This is a genomic window from Clostridium cavendishii DSM 21758 (genome assembly GCF_900141845.1).
Classification (GTDB): Bacteria; Bacillota; Clostridia; order Clostridiales; family Clostridiaceae; genus Clostridium_AG; species Clostridium_AG cavendishii.
This window is the reverse complement of record NZ_FQZB01000011.1, coordinates 138585-160322: the sequence shown is the minus strand read 5'-3', so window position 1 is coordinate 160322 and position 21738 is coordinate 138585. Positions and strand designations below refer to the sequence as shown.

Below are 21738 nucleotides of genomic sequence, written 5' to 3'. Positions count from 1 at the left end.
AGTAAATATAAAAAATATAGTTATTTGGAGGAATGAAAAATGTATGTATTAGGTATAGCAGGATTGCTTGGTCATGATGCAGCAGCATGTTTGATGCAAGATGGAGAAATAATTGCAATGGTAGAGGAGGAAAGACTTTCACGTGTTCCACATTCATTAGATAAGTATCATCCAAGATTAGCAATAGAGGAATGTTTAAAAATAGCTAATATTCAACTTGATGATGTTGATTATATTGCTTTAAGTTGGGATAATTCTCTATTACCAGATAGAGTCAATATACCAGATGCTTCTGTAATATTTTCTAAAAGAGAATTTCAATATAAGACATTGCCCAAAATTGAAACAGTAAATCATCACTTAGCCCATGCCGCTAGCTCTTTTTACTTTAGTGGTTTTGATGAAGCATCTGTGTTAGTTGTAGATGGAGCAGGGGAGGATTCCGCTACAACAATGTACTATGGGAAAGGCAGTAACCTAAAGAAAATCAAATCTATTGATTATATTGAATCTTTAGGTGAATTTTATTCTTTGGCTACTGCATATTTAGGATTCAGTATTCACGATGCTGGTAAGATGATGGGACTAGCTCCGTATGGAAAGCCTATTTACTCTTTTCCAAGAATAAAGCTTGATAATGAGTTTGGATACAGAATAGATGTATCTCATAATATTCGTATGGATAAAATTAGAAACGTATATGCTAAGGACTTTATAAAAATGGGTATTGATCCTAGATATATGAGTCGTGAATATGATCAATTATTCTTTAGACATTCAAATGTTACAGAATTTTCTCAACAACATCTAGACTTTTCAGCATCTGTACAAAAAACTTTGGAAGATTGTTATATAAATTTGGTCAAAGTATTAGTGAATAATACAAGATGCAGAAATTTATGTCTTTCTGGTGGTGTAGCATTAAACTGTACAGCAAATGGACGTTTAAGCAGAATGGGGTTAGTTGATGATATGTTCATACAACCAGCAGCTCATGATGCAGGAACTGCAATTGGTGCTGCTGCGTATGTTATGGCACAGTTAGGTTATAAAATAAGTCCTATAAAGAATACTTACAAAGGGAATAGTTTCAAAAATGATAAAATAATAAAATTGCTTGATCATCTTGGAATGAATTATGTACATTCGTCAGATATATCGGGACAGATTAGTGAATATTTGGGACGAGGATATGTGATTGGATGGTTTCAAGGAGCAGCTGAATATGGGCCAAGAGCATTGGGAAATAGAAGTATTATAGCTGATCCTACTAGACCAGGAATAAGGGATTATGTTAACAACAAAGTTAAGCTTCGTGAACCATTTAGACCATTTGGTCCTAGTGTGCTTGAATCAGAAGTTGGAGAGTGGTTCGAAAATATAAATCAATCAAGGTATATGCTAAAAGCGGTACAAGTTAAGGAGGAGAAGAGAAAGAAAATAGAAGGAGCTGTTCATGTGGATGGATCCTCAAGACCACAAACAGTGACAGCGGAAAGTAATCCTAGATATTATGATTTAATAGAAAGTTTTTATAAGAAATCAGGAGTACCTATGGTTTTAAATACATCTTTCAATTTAAGAGGAGAAGCTATGGTATATACTCCATATGATGCTATAAGGACTTTTTATACAAGTGCATTAGATGTTTTGGTAATGGAAGATATAATTGTTAAAAAACGAGTATTAAAGTAAGTAAAATAGATAACAAATAAATATTGTTTTAGGGTATATAGGAGGACAGCTGATGAAGAAGGTAATTGATTGTCTTTTAATAGGATATAGGACAGATGAGAATTATTCATATTATCAGGATTTTGCAAACAAATTTTTGGATGGACAGGTTGTTGAAAAACAGTTTAATGGAACTATTTCGTATCTTGGAACATTTTTACATCGAAGAGGTTATTCTTTTGACTATATAAACTATATGGAGGATGAATATGATTTACTGTCTGAGAAATTAAAAAATAATAGTTATATGACAATTTGTCTTTCAACTACATATATTATGAAAATGCAAACTCTAGTCAAATTGATAAAAATTATACGAATGATTAAGCCAGATTCTAAAATCGTACTAGGTGGACCGTATATTGTAAATCTTTTGAGAGAAAAGATTATAGATAAATTAGTAAAAAACAAGCTTCTAAAAATGATTAATGCGGATGTAATAATTAATGATTTTCAAGGAGAAGCTACATTGTGTAATATTTTAACTGCAATTAGAGAAGGTGAGTGTTACGAAAGTATCCCAAATTTATGCTACAGAATGGATAATAATTATCATTATACTCATATTATCAGGGAAGATAACAAACTTGAACATAATACGGTAGATTGGAGATTGTTTGCCGATAGAATTCGAAGTACAGTTTCAATAAGAACTTCTCAATCTTGCCCGTTTAGTTGTAAGTTTTGTAATTTTCATGTAATTGAAGGCAAGTATTCATATATTAGCGTTGAAGCCATTGAAAGAGAATTAAATACATTGAAATCTATTAATAAGGTTAAGTGTATTAATTTTGTTGATGATACATTTAATATGCCAAAGGAAAGATTTAGAGATATTTTAAAAATGATGATAAAAAATAACTATCAATTTAAGTGGTACTCATATATAAGGTGTCAATTTTTGGATGAAGAAATTGTTTCACTTATGAAAGAGAGCAAATGTTTAGGAGTATATTTAGGTATAGAATCAGGAAATCAAGAAATGTTAAATAATATGAATAAAAGAGCTGATGTAAGTGATTTTTATAGAGCAATTGCACTATTAAATAAATATGGAATTGTTACTTATGGTACTTTTTTTGTGGGCTTTCCTGGTGAAACAGAGGATAGTGTACAAGATACAATACGATTTTTAAATGAATCTGGTATAACGTTTTATGATATATATCAGTGGCGATATGATATAAATACACCTATATCACAAGAAAAAGAAAAGTATGGCTTAGAAGGCTGCGATTATGAATGGAAACATAATACAATGGATTCAATAAAAGCAAGAGAAATGTGTAATAAAATTGTAGAATCAGTAATGAATTCTACGCGTTCACAATTTGATCCAACAATGTTCTTCCTATTATTAGCTATTGGATGTAACATTGACATGTTTACAAAATACTACAATAGATCAATACAAGACTTTAAACGATTAACGATATAAACACAACGGTTTGAAGATAATGTTACAATATTGACTTAATATTACAAGTATGTTATTATTATGTTGAAAAAATAAATGGTAAAAATAAGAAAAAAATATGTATAAACCTAAAAGAGAAAGCAATGCGGAAAAAGTTTATGGCTGGATAGGAATATATCCAATCTGACAAAGAACTGGTGTTAAATTATTGTGGACAAAGGTAGATGAATATAAAAAACACTTAAGGTTTGCAAGGTTTGAGGAGATTAATATATTTATTAATAGGTTATAGTTAATAACAGATTGATAATGTTATTAAGAAAATATGTTTGAAAATACAAGGATAAGACGACTATCTGCAGATGACGAAGTGACCATTTATTGATAGTTGTCTTTCTCATTTAATTAAATTTATAAGGATCTATAATATATATGAAATTATGGTGAAACGGTATAAAACTATTATGGTGTTATTTATAGATATACTATAGTTAAGTATTGCCATATTTAAATAAGAACAAATTATTAAAGAATTTCATTATGAAGATTGGATGCTTAGTTATTAAATTTATAAAAATGAGGCAATAAAGATACATTGCAATTAGATAATGAAAAAAATGAAAATTGCATATTGAGTAATAGAATATATTTTTAAGAATATAAGAGGTAATACTAAAGCACCAGTGAGTATAAGTTTCTGTGGAGGTTGAGGTGGCATATCGGATTAGATGCAGGTTGAGTTTTAAGTAATAGTGTTGATAAATATGTTTATATTTTAAAACATTATAATACTAAAGTATTATAATGTTGAAATCGTTACCAATCTAAATGTGACAAAGGATGATATTTTTCGATATATATTCAGTAATAAAAATATAGATAGTGTAGAGATAGTTAGTGGTGCAGGGATTTGTTTATAAATTTTCATTCACAGTAGAGACTTTAAAATGCATTTTGCAGTTATAATGGTAGAAAAATATCAAAGATTTAGTTAGCAGAGGAAGTATACAAACTTGAATTAGAAATGTTTAAAAATTCCACTAATGAAAGTGATAATCTAATTCTTTTAACTAATACTAAATTTAGATTCTATAAGAAGGACTTGAGTGATATTAAGGCTGTATCATATATGTTTCAAAAGAAAAAGTTGATTATGTTATATGTATTGCATCTAATACATATATTTATGTTGCTGATTTATAGGATATTTATTAAAGATTCAAATAATGTTTATGGGGATGGGGATACAGAATATTTAAAGGATGTTGTGGTAGCAAGGTTATAGGAATTACTGGATTTGATGGTTGAAAATTAAGCAGTATATGGGATACTTCAATTAATGTACCTATAAATAATATTCATATCACAGAAGATATATACGTGTTTTTTAACCAGTTAGTATTGAGTATTAAAAAAAGCAAATATATTATTTTAACATTGGTGGAGGATTTTGGATTAAAGAAATAGTAAAGATTAATTGAAAAATAGAATAGTAATATTTTAAAGTCAAAGGAGAATTAATTTGAAAAAAATACTTTTATGCCTGCCTTTTGCAGGAGGATCATCCACTTGGTATATAAAGTGGTCGAAATATTTAGATGATTCTATATTTATAGAAACTATAGAGTTATCTGGTCGAGGAAAGAGGTTATGGAAACCATTTTATACTACATTGATGGAAGCGGTAGATGATATATTTCTAAATATTCCGGAAAAAATTTATGAAAATCAATATTTTCTATTTGGACATAGTATGGGTTGTACTTTGGTTTATGAATTGGTTTATAAGATAATTAAGAGTGGGTATCCACCGCCAGTTCATATATTTTTTTCAGGTAGATTATCACCAGAGCAGTGTTTTAATATGAAAAGAGTTCATGATCTACCAATTATGGAGTTTAAAGAAGAAATACTAAAGCTTGGAGGAACTTCAAGTGAAGTCTTTGATGAAAAAGAATTACAAAAATTGTTTGTGCCAATTATGAGAGCTGATTATAAAATATTAGAAGAGCATGATTATAAGAAGTATAAGAACTTATTACCATGTGATATATCTATATTATATGGTGAAAAGGATGAACATACACCAGAAGATAAAATATATAGTTGGAGAAGTTACACAGAGAAAAAATGTGATTTTTATTCGTTTCCAGCAGGGCACTTTTTTATTAAAGATTGTGAAGAAGATGTTGTTAAGATTATCAATAAAACAATAATAACTTATAATTTATAATTTATTTGAATATTCTCTCTAAAGACAATTATTTTAGATTTGTGTTTTATGAGATTAATGGCGTGTAATATTAATATAGAAAAATTTAAAAAACAATTTATATTATAGGTATATAAAGGAGAACTAAAAATGAATGAAGTAAAAGAGAAAATAAGACAATTTTTATCGAGATTTTTTTATAGTAACGATATTCAAGATGATGATAATATTTTAGAAATGGATACAGTAAATTCACTATTTACAATGCAACTACTTATGTTTTTAGAGAGTGAATTTAAATTTCAAGTAAGTAACGAAGATATTGATTTAGAGAATTTTAAATCGATAAATGCTATTGTTAATTATTTGAGAAAAAAAGGAGTTAGCTAAGAATATTTATAAACAATTAGTTGAAAGATGAAATACTACTAATTTTTGAGGAGAACGGAAACCATATATTCAAACAAAAGCAGATGCTGAAAACATTGATGAGATGATAGGTAAGATACATAAATAATCATCTAGTTGGGATATTCCTCATGGATTTTCAGGACCTTCATGCAATTATTCAAGTGCTCTACCTGCTATAAAGCCAATATATTTTCTTTAAAAAGGATAGAGGTATTAAAAAGTTGCAAAAAAAACAGTAAGATTAATGGCTACTGGGTTTTATAGATAAACTTACAAACAGAGAGTTTTTGAATTAGACTAATGATGAAAATTTTCTTTACAAATGTATTCTATTTTTTGAATTATGAAGATAGAACTTAAATTTTTTGAATTTATTTATGGTTGAAAATATGACATAAGGAGTGGTATTTACGGATAAGTTAGCGTTTTTATTTCCAGGACAAGGGTGTCAACATTTAGGAATGGGAAAAGAGTTATATAATTACAGTGCTATTGCACGAGAAACTTTTGAAGAAGCTGCTGATATCATGGGGAGAGATATTTCTAAAGTTTGTTTTGGCAATTCATTGATTGAGCTTAATAGAATTGAAAATATGCTTCCAGCTATTTTAACGGTAAGCGTTGCTGCTTATCGTGTTTTTATGAACGATTATAAAGTTGAGCCTTGGATTTGTGCAGGACATAGTCTAGGAGAATATTCTGCATTGACATGTAGTAATGTAATTACATTTGAAGATGCCTTAAAATTAGTAGAGTTACGATGTACTATTGCAAAAGAGGCTGTTGTAGAAAATAGAGGATATATGACGGTCGTTAATGGAATTGGTATACATGAGTTAGTTAGAGTGTGTGAAAAAAAATCTCAAGATGGAGGTATGGTTACAGTAGCCTGTATGAACAATAAAAATCAATTTGTTATATCAGGTACTGAAAATGCTTTGATAAAAGCAGAGGAGAAATTAGTCAGATTAGGTGCTCAAGTTACACCGATGATTATGACTCCTCCATTTCATAGTCCAATATTAGAACCTTATTTACCTAAATTTACTGAAGTATTGAAAAAAATAAAATTTAATAAACCATCGTTTCCGGTTATTTCTAATATAACAGCTTCTAAGTATAATGAAGATAGTTGTATGGTAGATTTGTTATCGAAACAAATTACATCTACAGTTAGATGGAGTGAAATAATGGAATATATAAAAAATGAAGGAGTGAATATGACTATAGAAATGGGCCCTCAGGCAATTTTATCAGATTTGATTCCAGCTAACATTTCTTCCTTTTCTTTTTCAAGAAGTAGTGATCGTCAGGAAATTTCTAAATATATTCAGAAGCAAAATGAGCGAAAACTTAATTTTTTAACACGATGTTTAGCTGTTGCAGTCTCGGTAAAGAATTATAATTGGAATAATGAAGAGTATGAGCAGGGTGTTGTTAAGCCATATGAACAAATAGTTAGTTTGGTGGATAGGATAAGAAAAAATAATTTAACTCCATCTGTACAAGATATGTATGATGGAATACATATGCTTAAATCAGTATTTATTACGAAAAAAACTCCTTTAGATGAGCAAAATAGAAGAATTAAAAAATTGATTAGTGAGACTGATGTTGAAGAAATATTAGGTAATATCCTGTATGATATGTGATTCAAATAGAAACATAGTATGTAACGGGAGGTATGATAACAAATGAATGGTTTAAATGTTAAGGGAGATTATGAAAATAATCATGAGGTTCATGATTATAATAAAACTTTTAAAGAGGATATTGCTATTATTGGTATGTCGGCTCGATTTCCAAAGGCTGAAGATATCAATTACTTTTGGAGTAATTTGGTTAATGAAGTTGATTGTATTGATGGAATTCCATATAACAGGAAGAGAGATGTAGAGAGATATATTTGTTTACAAAAAAAGTGGACAGATGAAATTACATTTTCTAATATGGGTTATCTAAATAATATTGACACTTTTGATCGTGATTTTTTTAAAATGTCACCAGCAGAAGCAGCCACAATGGATCCAAACCAAAGGATATTTCTTGAAACAGTTTGGCATGCAATAGAAGATTCAGGATATGGAGCTGAGAAGTTAAAAGGAACTGATACAGGTGTTTATTTAGGGTATAGTGAAGAGAAGTTTTGTAATTATGCACAAATGATATATGAAACTTCACCTGATCAAATTCAAGCGGCTTTAGCTGGAAATTTAAGTGCTGTTATAGCTAGTAGAATAGCATATATTTTAGATTTGCATGGCCCTAATATGGTAATAAATACAGCTTGTTCATCATCTCTTGTATCAGTCCAATTAGCATGTCAGGCATTACTTTTAAAAGAATGTAATATGGCAATAGTTGGTGGAATTAATCTTCGATTGTTACCTATACATGTTGATGGAAGTTTAATCGAATCGAGTGATGGTCGCACAAGAACTTTTGATAATTCATCTTCAGGTACTGGAGTTGGAGAAGCAGCAGCGGCTGTTGTGTTAAAACCTTTATCAGAAGCAATAAAGGATCGTGATAAAATTTATGCTGTTATTAAGGGGGGAGCTATTACACAAGATGGAAATTCAATAGGAATTACTGCACCTAATGCAGATTCTCAAGCTATGGTGATAGAGAAAGCTTGGAAAAATGCCAATATCAATCCAGAAACAATTAGTTATATAGAAGCACATGGCACAGCAACAAGGTTAGGCGATCCTATCGAAATAGATGGGATTCAGAAAGCATTTAGCAAATATACGACAAGAAAGCAATTTTGTGCTATAGGATCAGTTAAATCAAATATAGGACATACAGATAGTGTATCAGGATTAGCTGGTTTAATAAAGACAGTTTTGATGATGTGTAATAAAAAAATACCAGCCACTTTACATTTTCAAGAACCAAATAGTGAGATACCTTTTTATAATTCACCAGTATATATTGCTAATGAATTATCTGATTGGAAGGAAGAGAGTTTTCCAAGAAGAGCTGGAGTGAGTAGTTTTGGGCTAAGTGGAACTAATTGTCATATTGTTTTAGAGGAGTTTACTAACAAGTATGGTGTAGAAAGAGGGAGTGAAGATCAAACTTGTGTATTTTATCTTTCAGCTAATACTGAAAATAGTCTTAGACAATTAATAAAACGTTATTTGGATGTATTGGAGAATAATTTAGAAGATGATTTTATAGATATATGTAAAACATCAGTTACATCAAGGAGAAGTTTTAATAGACGACTTATTTTTCTCGTAAATAATAAATATGATTTATTGGATAAAATTCGAAAATTAAATGATCTACATACGTTTGAAGATTGTAGAAAAATTGGAGTATACTATGGCGAGTATAACGTTGTTTCACAGCAAAAACAAATTAAAACTCCTAAAGATATTTTAAGAAATGCAGTAAGAAAGATGTCAGTAGAAGCAGATAAAAATATAGAATTATTCTGTAAGAATAAAGATAAAGAGATTTTGTTAGAAATTATGGAGCTTTATGTTAAAGGTGCAGATATTAACTGGAGTAAGTTATATCCACCAAGAAGTTTTAATAAAGTCAGCTTACCAGGATATCCATTTGAAGCGACTAGATGTTGGCTCAATATCCAAGATAATATAAAAGAATTTTATGAAACTATATGGGTTCCAACTGACAATTTATTTATTTCTTCTTTAAGTATAGTAAAACAAACAATTGTCGTTTTTCAAGATGGTAGTGAACACTCAGGTGTTTTAATAAATATGTTAAAATCAGAAGGATATAGAATAATAACCGTGACCTATGGAAAATGTTTTGAAAAGATTGATGAGCTTAATTATATTATAAACAATACTAATGATAGTTATCGATGGCTTATGAATTATTTAGAGCAAGAACCAATTTTTAAAATGATAGTTCTTGCATTTAATGATAATTTTAGTGAAAAGAAGTTGGAAAAAATATCTATATACACTTGTTTAAAGGAAGTATTTAGTTTATTTTACTTAACTCAGTCACTATTAGAGTGCAAAAGTAAGAGGCATTTTGAGGTTATATTACTTATGGATATGGGGAATTTTGTATTACCAACTGATAAAGTAAACGCTGAATATACTGCAGCAATAGGATTTAGTAAAGTAATAAAGCAAGAACATTCTAATATCAGCATACGCTGCATTGATACCGATAATAATACATCTTTAGGTAAGATTATAAATGAAATAATTCATGGTAAAAACTTCATGGTAGCGTATCGTAATGGTATAAGATATAATGAGGGCATCAAAAGAAAAGAAAATTCTCAATTTAATATGGGGACTAATCCTATACGCGATGGTGGGGTATATATAATAACAGGTGGAGTGGGAGGAATGGGGCTTTCAGTTGCTAAGTATATAGCAGAAAAAGAGAGGACAACCCTTATTCTAATAAATCGTACACCGTTTCCTAGTAGGAATGAATGGGAGAGATTACTTCAAGAATCTTCAGATGTGAAAATTTGTAGTAAAATAAAAACTATATTGGAAATAGAAAGGTTAAACTCTAAAGTTATTTGTATTTCAGCAGATGTTTCTGATTATAGTATCATGAATGATATGTTGAAAGAAGTTAGGCAGAGATATGGAAAAATAAATGGAATTATTCATGGAGCAGGAGTTGCAGGAGATGGTTTCATATATAACAGAACTCCAGAGCAACTAGAAGAAGTAATGTCTGGAAAAGTGGTAGGAGCTATTTTACTGGATCAGTTGACTAAGCAGGATGATATTGATTTTTTTGTAATGTTTTCAGCAATTTCATCGTTGACTGGAATGCCAGGACAATCAGATTATGTTGCAGCAAATACATTTTTGGATTCATTTGCACATAGACGTAACCAGTGTGGAAAGAAAACACTTTGCATTGATTGGCCAGCTTGGTCTGAAACTGGGATTGCGATAGATTTTAATGTTGATACAAGTAGTGGGGTTTTTAAGGCGTTAAAAACATATGAGGCTGTTGATTATTTTGATTTTTTACTTTGTAGTGATGCTGTCAGAGTGATAGTAGGAGAAATTGATAAGAAATATTTAGAGAATAGTAATAAGGATGATGTCATTTATTTAAATGATTTAACATCAATGAAGTCAGATATTTTTATTCCAAATTTAAAGAATAAAATAGAAACAAATAGTATCCAGTGTAAAGAAGAAGTCAAGCTTACAGGTAAGAATGATGGAAACTATACAAATACAGAAATAAAATTGGCTCAACTATGGGGTGAAGTTTTTTATTTTAAGTCAGTAGATATTTATGCTAATTTTTATGAAGTTGGAGGAAATTCAATTTTTGGTATGAAATTGTTGAACAGAATTTGTCATGAATTTAACATCGATATGAATATATTAGAATTCATGAGCCATCCAACTATAGATGATTTAGCAAAGTACATTAATAATAAAGGTGATATCAAGAAGGGGTATAAACAATTAAAAAAATCAGTAACTTCAAAAGAATATTATCCAGCTTCTATTTTTCAAAAAAGGTTATATGCGTTGCAGCAACTTGATCCGGATAATACAGCATACCATGTAGTATTTGCATATACATTGAAAGGAGATTTAGATATTACAAAGCTTGATAACAGTGTTAGATGTCTGATTAGAAGACATGAAACATTAAGAACATCTCTAAAAGTGATTAAGGGCGAAGTGATTCAACACATTGAATCAGAGGATAATATTAAAAATGTGCTTGAATATCATCAGATAAATAAGGATAGATTAAGGGAATTTATTATAAATTGGAAAAAACCTTATAAATTGGAATATGCACCTTTATTTCGTATAGGTGTATTTGGTATAACAGAGCAAGAACATGTATTGGTTTTTGATTTACATCATGCTATAGCTGATGATATTTCTGTTCAAAATTTAATTAGAGATTTGTTTTTTTACTACAAAGGTAAAGGACTAGAATTACCAGAATTAACATGTCAATATAAAGATTATGTTTTAATGCAAGAAGACGTAGAAGATTATCCTCAATTTGTTAAGTCAATTTGGGAGAATACATTAAAAGCTCCTTTGAAAAAAACTATTATACCTTATGACTACTTTGATACAAAGGATTTTAATGGACGACGCAAATCATTTTTAGTTGATGCAGCAGTGATACAAAAAATTAAGATGATTACAATGCAAACAGAAACAACATCATTTATGTTTATGTTGACAGCATTTTTTATTGTTTTGCATAAATATACTAACCAAAAAGACTTAATTGTTGGAATTCCTGTTTCAGGTAGAAAATATATAGAATTAGAAAATACAGTTGGAGCATTTATTAAAACATTGCCAATAAGAATTTCAATATCAGAAAATGAGACTTTTGAAAACTTATTAATTAGCGTAAAAAAGACTGTTCAACAAGCATTTACTTATCAGGACTATCCATTAGATGAAATAATGCTAAATAGCAATTTGGATTATGATTATTATAATCATCCTTGGTATAATATAATTTTTGTACAGCATCACTTGGATAAAAACTTTCTTGAAGGTAACGAATTTGAAGTAGAATTACTAGATTTAGAAAATCATACTTCAAAATTTGATTTTTCTTTAGAATCTATGATTCAAGATGAAGAGTGTACATTTACAGTAGAATATAGGACTGAATTATATGCAGAATCAACTATTTTGAAGTTCATAGAAAATTATTTGTATGTACTTCAAACTTTAGTAAATAATTTAGACATATCAATTTCTAAGATTAATTTTATTGATAATATATTTGAAAATAATAGAAATAAATTTGACGAATCTTTGTTTGATTTCAAATTTTAGTTAATATGATGATTTGTTGTAGAAAATAAAGTGAAAAACATAATAGAAGTTTAATACTCAAATAGCAAAATCAATTGGTTTAATCAAGGTTTAAATACAAAGTGTGGAATCTCCGGATATATACACGTAAGAAAATATCCGGAGTTAAGTTAAAAGTAATAACTGAATATACATTATGAATAAAATCTAGACTTCAATTGAAGAAATATATATATTGAATTTTTAGATGGGAAAAATACATATTTAATCAATAAAGAATATATTTATTAAATATAGATTAGATTGATGTTTTCAAAGATAATGGAAGATGTGTTCAAGTTTAATAACTAAGAAATTTAAAAAGTATGTTTATTTAATTTATGTTGTTGAGAAATTAAAGAAATGGGGTATTATAATGCATGAAAAGAAAAAAGTTAAATGTGTTGTTTGGGATTTAGACGAAACGATTTGGTCAGGTGTATTATTAGAAGATGAAAAGGTTAAGTTGTGTAGAAGTGTTGTGAAAATAATCTTGGAACTTGATAAAAGAGGAATACTACATTCAATTGCTAGTAAGAATAATTATGATATGACCATTAATAAATTAAAAGAATTGGGCATTTATGAATATTTTTTATATCCACAAATAAATTGGAATAGTAAATCAGAATCATTAAAAATGATATCAGAAAAGCTTAACTTATCTTTAGATTCATTTGCATTTGTAGACGATCAAGAATATGAATTAGCAGAAGTGAAACATTCATATCCAGAAGTTCTGTGTATGTTAACTAAAGATATAGATAGTATGCTAATGATGCCTGAAATGACTCCGAATTTTATAACAGAGGATTCAGCTAATCGTCGTAGGCTTTATCAACAAGATATAGAACGAAAAACGTGTGAAGAATCTTTTAATGGACCACAAGTTGATTTTTTAAGTTCGTTAGACATGTTTTTTTCAATTGGGCTAGCATCGGAATCCGATTTGGAAAGAGCAGAGGAGCTAACAGTTAGAACACATCAATTAAATACAACTTCACAAACATTTTCTTATAATGAGCTAAAAGAATTTATGACAGATCCTCAGTATAGATTATATATAACTTCCTTAGAGGATAAATTTGGTGATTATGGGAAGATAGGTCTTTCTCTTGTTAAATGCACAAAGGATACATGGACAATAAAGTTATTTTTAATGTCATGTCGTGTTATGTCACGAGGGGTAGGAACCGTATTTTTAAATTTTATTATAGACGAAGCTAAAAAGGCTGGAGTTTCCTTGTTTGCAGAATTTATCCATAATGATAGAAATAGAATTATGTATGTTACATATAAATTTAATGGATTTAGAGAAAGAGAGATTAATAATGATAAAAATATAGTATTATTGGAATATGATATGCTGAGAGAAACTACATATCCACCATATGTAAAAGTAGAAATATTACAATAGCTTCACAAGATTTAACATTGGTTAAGTTTATATTTATACAAAGATATTTATACTAGAATTATAAATGCAAATATTAAATAACTCATCACTTAAAAGATTAATAAAAGTAATGTGATAATATTTATATACTTAAAACAGAAGGTTGTTATATTATAAGAAAGAGAAAATCTAATGAAGAATGTATATTTATAGTTTCAAAGTACATGAACAGGGGGCTTTATTTGACAAGATTCTAATGCTTTTCAAAGTTGCTTCGAGAGCCTGTAAATATTTTTGTGTATTCTAAATTTCCTCTTGGAAATAATGCTTAACTTCAATAGTTAGATTTGTATTTAATTTTGTCTAATTATAGATATTTAGGACTGTTTAAAATTCGCCTAATATGTATATTATCCCCATGAGTTGGAAATAATATACGTTAGGGAACTTATCAAAAGAACTTTATTTTAGGATTATCCTAAAATAAAGTTCTTTTTTTCATTCTCATTCAATGTATCACTAAAAATAATATTAAGTTGTGTAGATTGTCAAGTACTTTTGACCCACATTAACGCTCAAAACTGACCCACTAAATGATTAGTTTTGAACATTAACATCATACCCGCTTTCGCGTAAGCGACCCAAGTTAATTTCAATAGTTTTAGAACTTTGACTTATTTTAATATATTTTGATAATTCCATAAGTCTATCCTGAAGAATATCTATAGTTAGTGAATCAGCAGGATCTTTATAATATATTTTTTCTGGAATAGATGCTACAAGTTTTGTAGCATCATCTTTTTCCTTATTAAATAAATCATCAATACCAATAAATGGACTTTCAGCATTAGACGGAAGCTCATACCTTTTAAAGTTTCTATTGTATACATAGCCTTTATATTGTTTTAATAACTTAACAAAATAATCATAATTTATATTTGACATACTAGATACAAATTGTTTAGCTGCACGTTTTCCTTCAGTATTAAAGATATGTACAAACTTTTCAAATTCTAAATCTTTATGTGTATATTTCATTCCTAAGCTTCTCCTTTATTTTTTCCCTTTACTCTATAACTGTCACCTGTTATACTTATCAAGTGACAGTAGTGCATTAGTCTGTCAAGTATAGCTGTCGCTGATAATTTACTTGTAAAAATTTTATCCTAATTACCTAAATGTATATTGGTAGTTATTATTAGAGAGCCTTTTTCATAGCGTTGGCGGACGATTTGAAAAAATATGCTCTCTTTTTCTTTATTATATATAAAAGATAATGTTTCTAAATCTCTTATTTTAGCCTCATTAATTTTATTAGGAAAAGAAAAATCAAATTCATCTAATGTTTTATGCTCAAATCTGACCTTCCTCATAATAAGATAAATCACGGCTGGTATCAGCTATAGTAAGAAGTTTTTCCTGCGTATTAAAACCTCTTATAATTTCAAAGTACTTGTTCTTTAAAACATTCCTAATCTCTTTAATATCATAAATATTTTCATCTATACAATATTGTAAAACTAGGTCTAACGAGTCGGTCCTTAAGTTTAATTATTTCACGCAGATGATAACTTGGTTGCTTTAAATGTGGAATACACTTTTTATAAAATATTTTGCCAGTACTAAATGTATTTTCAAATTGTCTTATTATTTCAGGAATAGATTTGGGAGCTATATTATTCAAATCACCATAATGCTCATTTACAGTTATCATTTTACCCTTATCATTAATAATTTCATGTGTTGCAATTATCTCTAAAGACTTATTAAAAATCTCTAAGCAATATTCTAAATAAAACTTTTTTACCAACATATTCTACTGGAACACTATATCTTACTGCATCAACAGAAATATAAGAATCTAAGCTAACTTTTCGTTCTTTAAGATTACAAATAATAAATGGTTACATCCTTACTGGAGATAAGTGTGGTATTTCTTCAACAAAAAATTCATTTGTTATCCTTAATGTTGTGCTATGTAAAGAATTATTAGCTTCTTCTATAAAAATACCTGCAGCTTTATTTAATTCTGTCATTGAATTAAATCGATTTCCTTTTACAAATTGTTCTTGATCTCCTAATGGAGTTTCAATCCGTTTAGTAGTCTTTAATGAAATGTTGTTCTTTTTATCTTTTAAAGTATCTAAATATCTGTATATTGGAGATATGCTTCCTTTGTAGCCAAACTTTTTTAATTCCCTATATATCCTGGTTCCAATGAAATTGTATTCCGGATTAAGATACCATATTTGAATTTGATAAAGATATTTATCAATAGTAGTTGTATATTTTCTTTTCTTGTACTTTGGTTCTTCCTTATATTTTATTAATCGCTTAACTGTATTCCATGACATTTTTAAATCTCTAGTTATTTGTCTAATTGGAATTCCTTTTTTATACATAGTCTTTACTGTAATCCAATCTCTCACATCTTTCACCTTTGTTTTCCTCCTAATCTTTTATACAAGACTAGGACAATTAAACTATTTAGGTGGGCCAACTTTACTCGTTAAAGGTGGATCAGTTTTAAGTATAAATCAACAATGATAAGCTCTGGTCCATTTCTTTGCTACACGTTCAACAGCTAAATAAAGCATCTTCATTAAACTATCATCATTAGGAAAAATTAGTTTAATCTTAGTTACCTTTCTAAATTGACTATTTAAGATTTCTATTACATTAGGGGTATATATTATTTTTCTTATGTTATTTGGAAAAGCAAAGAAAGTACTTAAATTATCCCAATTATTATCCCAACTTTTTATTGTATTATTTGTTTCTACACTTATCTTTCATTGTAAGTAAATTATCCATTGCAACTTCTTCATTAACGGCAGTGTACAAGCCTTTTAAATCGGCTAAAAAAGCTTTTCTATCCTTATGAGGTATATACTTCATACTAGATCTTATTTGATGAATTATACACCTTTGTATCTTAGAAAAAGGTAATGTAGCGCCGATTGCTTCTTTAAAGCCGTTAAGTCCATCAACACTGAATATAAGTACATTTTGGATTCATCTATTCTTTAAATCATTCAATACAGATAGCTAAAATTTACTTGATTAATTAGCTCCAATTCATATTCCAAGAACTTCTTTTTCACCATCTAAATTAATCCCAATAACAACATATGCAGCTTTAATTATGACTTGTTTATCTTCTCTAACTTTATAATTTATTGCATCCATAAACACAAATGAATAAGTTTTCTCAAGTGGTCAACTTTGCCATTCCGCAACTAGCGGTAATATTCTATTTGTAATATTAGAAACAGTTTCAGTACTAATATCCACATCATATAAGCCTTTTATTTGCTCAGAAATATCACGAGTTGTCATTCCAGTAGCATATAAAGAGAGTATTTTATCTTCACTCCATTAACTGCTCTCTGATGTTTTGGTACAATTTTAGGTTCGAATTCACCATTTCTATCTCTAGGAATATTAATTTCAACTGGCCCTAATTCTGTTTTAACAGTTTTCTTTGAATAACCATTTCTGCTATTACTACTAATTTTTTCTACAGTATCATATTTCCCATATCCTTGTATAATGTAGTCATAACATTTGATAGAGAATTAAATACATTTTTACCTAATATTACAACTATAATATGATTTTTTATTCTTATTTTTAATTCTCGTTTCACCCTTTGAGGTAACACGTATTTCATAAAATTTGATAAAATATATAATTTTCTATTTATTTTGATAGTGGGGAAGTATAATTCATATGATTATCGAGATTTACTAATGGATAATTAATTTCTTCAAAGTATTAGTGATAGAGGATGTTGTTATGATGATGTGTGTGCTGAAATTTTCTTCTTATCATTGAAAAATGATAAGCTATATGGGAGACGATTTAAGGCTAGAGATGATGTTAGTTGAATATATAGAGTCATTTTAGGTACATTGAATATTAGAATATAAATTACTCAAAGAATACAAAGGTAATTATTACTAGAGCGTAAAGGTTAAGTGTTAAATTTTAGAATGTTTACTTCAAGATAAAATATTTGCAAATATTAATTTAATTATATTTGAGTTTATAGCAAAATATAAACAAAGATAACTACTATGCATTTTTAACAAATTTAAAGAAAATTGCATATTTTTGGTGCCTATTTTACTTAGAATATTTAATACATATATTTCGTATTAAGGTATTACATGGTATAATACATACACAGATTTCTTCATATTTATAATTTTTTTGTGAGTTAAATATAATAGATGAAAAGTATGAACTTAACAATATTTGTAAACTGTAAAGGAGTAAATTTTTATGATTAATGAAATTTTCAAAGACACAATGGTGAATATGAATTGGACTGAAATACAAAACTTTGTTGATAAAAATGCACTTGTCTTATTGCCTATGGGAGTCATTGAAGAACATGGTCCACAACTATGTTTAGGAACAGATATTTACACTGCATATATATATTGTCTTGCAATAAAAGAAAAACTTGAAAAAAGTGGGCATACAGTTGTTATTGCTCCACCTTTTTATTGGGGGGTTTGTCAATCAACAAGTGGCTTTATAGGTTCATTTCATGTACGAAAAAATACTGCGAGAGCATTAATTTACGATATTTTACTATCACTGTCAGAGTTTGGTTTCAATAATGTTTTTGGTGTCAATGTACATGGAGATATTGAGCATAACATTGCGATAATAGAAGCGTTTAAGGAAGCACAGGAACAATTGGATATTAATGCTTGTTATGCTTTTGATGAGTGCAGGTTTCCACACTTTAAATTAAAGTTGGACGAACCCTACTTATGTCCGATAAAAACACAAACAATTAATGTAAGTAAGGCAGAAATCTCTGATGTTCATGGTGGAGATATTGAAACAGCCATGATGTATGAATTCTATCCAACTCTGGTTGATGTTGAAAAAGCGATATCTTTACCTCCGATTACCTTGGATAACAGCAGTGGTGAAGATTGGTTGTTTGGCGGTCATATAAAAGAACTTTCATCCCAAGGTTACCTAGGGTCACCTGCTGATTTTAAAGATGTTGAAGTCCAAAAAAATGTTGATGATTATGCTTATAGAATATCTGAAGCAATACTAAGAAGAATAGTATAAGTATAATACCAAGTTATGGAGTTCATATTTTTTAAGTCAAAGGCAAATTAAGATTTTAGGATGAAGAACTTAGAAAAGAAAATATAAGTTAACTACATATTCAAACCATAACTCTAATATACCTTCTAATCTTTTAAATTAAGGCTTTACAGCGGTGCATTAAATAGATGTAACATGTATAGTTATAGATGAAAGTTGGACTTATCTTAATTTCTTATAATCCATGGAAAAGGATAAGCTATATGGTAGGTGGTTTAAAACTAAATCTGAAGATAGAATAGTTGTAGTTGAATATATATAGATATTTCATAATTCTAAAAGGTTTTACTCAACTTTAAAGTATTAATTATCTGAAGAATATAAGATTGATTATTACCCAAACTTGAAGATGGTATATTAAATTTTAGAACATTGACTTTAAGATGGAATATTTGCAAATATTAACTTGATTATATTCAAATTTATGGGGAAATAATCAATGAAAATAACGACTATGCATTTCTAAGAAATTTAAAGAAAATTGTGCAGTTTAGTTATTTGTTTTACTCAGAGAACTCCAAAACTAAATATAGTATCTTTAATGTACTTATGAAAACATAATTACTTGTTGTTTATTAATAGATAAGTTAAATAATAGTTTGCAAGAAATGTATAATTTTGAGGTAGTATAATCTATTTATTGATAAGTGAAAATGGTAATATACAAAAATATAATTTAAGAAGGGATAAACAATGAACTGGTACATACTTTTTGTAAGATCAGGCAAAGAAAACAAGGTAATGAATCTTTTGAGGAACTGGTTAGATAAAGAAATCTTAAGACCTTTTATACCATCAAAACAAAAACTTTTTAAGACTTCGGGATTTGTCAAAAGAGAGATTAATCCATTATTTCCGGGATATGTATTTATAGAGTCTGAAATAACAGAAATAGAATTTATTAAAAATATAAATAAATTTATATATGCTTCAAGTGATATTATTCGAATATTAAAATATTCAGATACGGAAATTGCAATGAGAGAAAATGAAAAAAATATATTATTGAGATTATGTAATGATGATTATTGTATTGGAATATCAAAAGGTATTAAATGTAAGGATGAAATACATATAATAGATGGTCCACTTAAAGGATGTGAAAGTATAGTAAAAAAAATAAATAGGCATAAACGACAAGCATGGATTGAAATGGAGTTTATGGGCGATGTTAGAGTTATGATTGTGGCATTAGAAATTTTAGAAAAAATATAAATTAAATATTTAATTTTTTAGTTTAATTCTACATTGATAGTATATATTAAATTAAAGCTACGATAGTACATTCCTGCTTAAATAATTTCATAGTTAGATAACTAAAGGGATTCCTAAATTACACAACTGTAAAATTTTTAAAAATATTCGCCATTTTCTACAGTGTTATAAATATTTATGAAAAAAGGATTGATTGCTCATCGGGCACTACATTGCGTTAAAGTATTTAAGGTTTTCAATGATATATCTAAAGAGAAAATGTTTTTAAACAATTTTCTTATTGAAAAAAATCTATATGAAAGCTAAAAACTATAGAAATATTTTTTTATATCTTTTAAATATCTAACATAGTTATAAATATAATATTGATTATTTTTAATATTCAAATATATACCAAGAATTTACATATTATCTAAATACATCTTTGGGAATATCATGTAAAATATAGGCTGTCACAGTATAATAGTGAAACTAAAATTTGATTACTGTAAAACTTTCTGGAAAAAAATATGAGTTATGGAAAGAACATTTTTTTATAACGTCTATATATTTTGACGAGTAATTAGTTTTTTTAGATATATTATAATCAAGACTGAAATATATAGGCTTATTAGTTTTTTTCGAGTTAGTCCAAATAATATCTATAACAAATGAGTTTGGCGAATTACTTAAAAGTTAGTTATTTCAAATAATTTTAGAAAAAATGTAATAATATTTGCTCTATATCTTAGTGAAGAAAATTCATTTATATCTGAAATTTTTCTGTTATAATCGTTTAAAAGAATAGTAGTTATAGTTTTTTCTAAATATCTTATTTGTGACTTAGTTAAAAATAAATTTCATGAAATACAACGAACCAAATGCTCAGATATTATACGAACTAATTATAGCTGCAAAATAAGAAAGGTAACAGGAGAGTATTTTGCTATTAGAAATAAACCAATTATTAAAACATTAGAAAACTATCTTTCTGCATATAAAGATAGTTTTTTATAAAATAGTTTTAGAAACTTTAAAATTATTATTATAGCTCTAATCTATATGCAGGAGATTGGATTAATAAATCTTATATATGATAAATTTATAAAAAATATTGAAATGTTTGTTTAAATAGATTTTATTATTTCTTAACTGAAAAGTATTTTAATCTTAGCCGTTTAGTGATAGATACGTTTAATATAGCACTTAGTTTTATTAATAATAATATAGAAAATTCAATATCTATTTATTTAACGTTTTATGACACAGTATAAGGCAAGTATGGTTAAAAATTTAATTATTTGACCATATTAATAAAAATGTTTTTTCGTATTTAAAGATGCATTGTTTTGTATAATCAGCATTAACTGTTCCGGTAGTATTTAATAATGCATTGAATTATATAAAAATTCTT

16 protein-coding genes and 2 pseudogenes are annotated in these 21738 nt (G+C 28.0%); 11 read left to right on the top strand and 7 right to left on the bottom strand.

The window, feature by feature from the left end; genetic code table 11:
- Positions 1-39: 39 nt before the first annotated feature.
- From BUB01_RS13470 to BUB01_RS13435, 8 genes are all read left to right on the top strand, one after another.
- The gene (locus BUB01_RS13470) at positions 40-1695 is read left to right on the top strand and encodes a carbamoyltransferase family protein (RefSeq protein WP_072988688.1); all 1656 of its coding nucleotides are present in this window, start codon (positions 40-42) and stop codon (positions 1693-1695) included.
- Positions 1696-1747: 52 nt separating this feature from the next.
- A complete protein-coding gene (locus BUB01_RS13465; protein ID WP_072988685.1) occupies positions 1748-3172 on the top strand; it encodes a radical SAM protein in 1425 nt (474 codons plus the stop codon).
- Between the two features lie 1003 nt (positions 3173-4175).
- Positions 4176-4436 (top strand): hypothetical protein, encoded by a 261-nt coding sequence (locus tag BUB01_RS13460; protein ID WP_072988682.1) that lies wholly within the window; start codon positions 4176-4178, stop codon positions 4434-4436.
- 237 nt (positions 4437-4673) lie between these two features.
- A complete protein-coding gene (locus BUB01_RS13455) occupies positions 4674-5384 on the top strand; it encodes a thioesterase II family protein (RefSeq protein ID WP_072988678.1) in 711 nt (236 codons plus the stop codon).
- Positions 5385-5513: 129 nt separating this feature from the next.
- Complete coding sequence (locus BUB01_RS13450; RefSeq protein ID WP_072988675.1) at positions 5514-5753, top strand: acyl carrier protein; 240 nt, start codon at positions 5514-5516, stop codon at positions 5751-5753.
- Between the two features lie 422 nt (positions 5754-6175).
- A complete protein-coding gene (fabD, locus tag BUB01_RS13445; RefSeq protein ID WP_207649992.1) occupies positions 6176-7426 on the top strand; it encodes an ACP S-malonyltransferase in 1251 nt (416 codons plus the stop codon).
- A 42-nt stretch (positions 7427-7468) separates the two neighbouring features.
- Positions 7469-12577, top strand: coding sequence for an SDR family NAD(P)-dependent oxidoreductase (locus BUB01_RS13440; RefSeq protein ID WP_072988669.1), 5109 nt, complete (start codon positions 7469-7471; stop codon positions 12575-12577).
- A gap of 394 nt (positions 12578-12971) precedes the next feature.
- Complete coding sequence (locus BUB01_RS13435) at positions 12972-14012, top strand: HAD-IIIC family phosphatase (protein ID WP_200802868.1); 1041 nt, start codon at positions 12972-12974, stop codon at positions 14010-14012.
- Between the two features lie 576 nt (positions 14013-14588).
- Here the strand turns inward: BUB01_RS13435 and BUB01_RS13430 are convergent.
- The 7 genes and pseudogenes from BUB01_RS13430 to BUB01_RS22750 form a co-directional block, all read right to left on the bottom strand.
- The gene (locus BUB01_RS13430) at positions 14589-15029 is read right to left on the bottom strand and encodes a hypothetical protein (protein ID WP_072988666.1); all 441 of its coding nucleotides are present in this window, start codon (positions 15027-15029) and stop codon (positions 14589-14591) included.
- Positions 15030-15031: 2 nt separating this feature from the next.
- On the bottom strand, positions 15032-15151 hold the full coding sequence (locus tag BUB01_RS23825; RefSeq protein WP_278337142.1) for an ATP-binding protein: 120 nt from the start codon (positions 15149-15151) through the stop codon (positions 15032-15034).
- A gap of 6 nt (positions 15152-15157) precedes the next feature.
- Positions 15158-15364, bottom strand: coding sequence for an ATP-binding protein (locus tag BUB01_RS23490; RefSeq protein ID WP_200802867.1), 207 nt, complete (start codon positions 15362-15364; stop codon positions 15158-15160).
- Between the two features lie 125 nt (positions 15365-15489).
- On the bottom strand, positions 15490-15804 hold the full coding sequence (locus BUB01_RS13425; RefSeq protein WP_072988663.1) for a hypothetical protein: 315 nt from the start codon (positions 15802-15804) through the stop codon (positions 15490-15492).
- Positions 15758-15886, bottom strand: coding sequence for a Mu transposase domain-containing protein (locus BUB01_RS23985; RefSeq protein WP_423231127.1), 129 nt, complete (start codon positions 15884-15886; stop codon positions 15758-15760). The genes BUB01_RS13425 and BUB01_RS23985 overlap by 47 nt, the downstream gene beginning before the upstream one ends.
- Positions 15887-15895: 9 nt before the next feature.
- Positions 15896-16429, bottom strand: coding sequence for a hypothetical protein (locus tag BUB01_RS13420; protein ID WP_072988660.1), 534 nt, complete (start codon positions 16427-16429; stop codon positions 15896-15898).
- Between the two features lie 99 nt (positions 16430-16528).
- Positions 16529-17536 (bottom strand): annotated as a pseudogene (locus tag BUB01_RS22750) (IS256 family transposase); the annotation flags it as partial.
- Positions 17537-18278: 742 nt separating this feature from the next.
- Here BUB01_RS22750 and BUB01_RS13400 point away from each other — a divergent pair.
- The 3 genes and pseudogenes from BUB01_RS13400 to loaP all read left to right on the top strand — a co-directional run bounded on the left by BUB01_RS13400 (position 18279) and on the right by loaP (position 20345).
- The gene (locus BUB01_RS13400; RefSeq protein WP_072988656.1) at positions 18279-19091 is read left to right on the top strand and encodes a creatininase family protein; all 813 of its coding nucleotides are present in this window, start codon (positions 18279-18281) and stop codon (positions 19089-19091) included.
- 220 nt (positions 19092-19311) lie between these two features.
- Positions 19312-19437, top strand: a pseudogene (locus BUB01_RS23980) (IS3 family transposase); the annotation flags it as partial.
- 386 nt (positions 19438-19823) lie between these two features.
- A complete protein-coding gene (loaP, locus tag BUB01_RS13395) occupies positions 19824-20345 on the top strand; it encodes an antiterminator LoaP (protein ID WP_072988653.1) in 522 nt (173 codons plus the stop codon).
- The last annotated feature ends 1393 nt before the right edge of the window (positions 20346-21738 follow it).

Excerpts from the sequence above, each read along its gene's own strand:
- BUB01_RS13430 (WP_072988666.1), bottom strand. The coding sequence starts at position 15,029 with ATGAAATATACACATAAAGATTTAGAATTTGAAAAGTTTGTACATATC.
- BUB01_RS13440 (WP_072988669.1), top strand. The coding sequence starts at position 7,469 with ATGAATGGTTTAAATGTTAAGGGAGATTATGAAAATAATCATGAGGTT.
- BUB01_RS13465 (WP_072988685.1), top strand. The coding sequence starts at position 1,748 with ATGAAGAAGGTAATTGATTGTCTTTTAATAGGATATAGGACAGATGAG.
- BUB01_RS23490 (WP_200802867.1), bottom strand. The coding sequence starts at position 15,364 with ATGAGGAAGGTCAGATTTGAGCATAAAACATTAGATGAATTTGATTTT.
- BUB01_RS13450 (WP_072988675.1), top strand. The coding sequence starts at position 5,514 with ATGAATGAAGTAAAAGAGAAAATAAGACAATTTTTATCGAGATTTTTT.
- BUB01_RS13400 (WP_072988656.1), top strand. The coding sequence starts at position 18,279 with ATGATTAATGAAATTTTCAAAGACACAATGGTGAATATGAATTGGACT.
- BUB01_RS13435 (WP_200802868.1), top strand. The coding sequence starts at position 12,972 with ATGCATGAAAAGAAAAAAGTTAAATGTGTTGTTTGGGATTTAGACGAA.
- BUB01_RS13460 (WP_072988682.1), top strand. The coding sequence starts at position 4,176 with ATGTTTAAAAATTCCACTAATGAAAGTGATAATCTAATTCTTTTAACT.
- loaP (WP_072988653.1), top strand. The coding sequence starts at position 19,824 with ATGAACTGGTACATACTTTTTGTAAGATCAGGCAAAGAAAACAAGGTA.
- BUB01_RS13425 (WP_072988663.1), bottom strand. The coding sequence starts at position 15,804 with ATGTTGGTAAAAAAGTTTTATTTAGAATATTGCTTAGAGATTTTTAAT.
- BUB01_RS13470 (WP_072988688.1), top strand. The coding sequence starts at position 40 with ATGTATGTATTAGGTATAGCAGGATTGCTTGGTCATGATGCAGCAGCA.